Source organism: Stenotrophomonas terrae, assembly GCF_001431465.1.
Taxonomy (GTDB): Bacteria; Pseudomonadota; Gammaproteobacteria; order Xanthomonadales; family Xanthomonadaceae; genus Stenotrophomonas; species Stenotrophomonas terrae.
The window spans coordinates 1-706 of the sequence record NZ_LDJJ01000143.1; the positions used below are offsets into that span (position 1 = coordinate 1).

General features: G+C 64.9%; 1 pseudogene. It reads right to left on the reverse strand.

The features are described from left to right. Nucleotides 1-702: pseudogene (locus ABB27_RS19135) on the reverse strand (UvrB/UvrC motif-containing protein); the annotation flags it as partial. Nucleotides 703-706: the final 4 nt, after the last annotated feature.

Here is a 706-nt window from a genome sequence, read left to right on the forward strand (position 1 = left end):
GTACTGCGCGCGTACCGGGCCGGCCGCATCGAACACCACGCACGAGGCCACTGTGGCTTCGCCCATGGTGTGGCTGATATCAAAGCACTCCACGCGCTTGACCGGCTCGGCCAGCCCCAGCAGCTCGCGCACTGCTTCGCTGCGTGCGTGCTGCGCGCCAACGCTGTCCATCTCGGCAACCAGGGTGATCTGCGCGTTGCGGCTGGCCAGTTCCACATAACCCGCGCGTTCGCCGCGCACGTTCCATTTCAAGGCCACCTTGCGCTCGGCCGATGCGCTCAGCGCCGCCTCGATCATCTCCGCATCCGGAATCTGCCGATCCAGCAGTACTTCAGCCGGCGGCTCATGCTCGACGTAGTACTGCGAGACAAATGCAGCCAGCACTTCCTCGGCGCTGTCCTCGCCATTGGTGCGCGGGAAGAACGCGCGCGTACCCAGATTGCGGCCGTCGCGGAACGCCAACAGCATCACGCAGGCGCTGGCGCCCTGCGTCGCGCAGGCCAACACATCCAGATCGGCAGAGCGGCCATCCACATATTGGCGAATCTGCATGCTGCGCAGTGAGGCCACCAAGTCGCGCAAACGCGCGGCGCGCTCGAACTCCAGAGAGTCGCTGGCCTGCTGCATGGCCTGCATACATTCATCGGCAAGCTGGCCTCTATTTCCTTGCGGGAACCTCGCCGCGCCCCGAACAGTATCAGCCTAA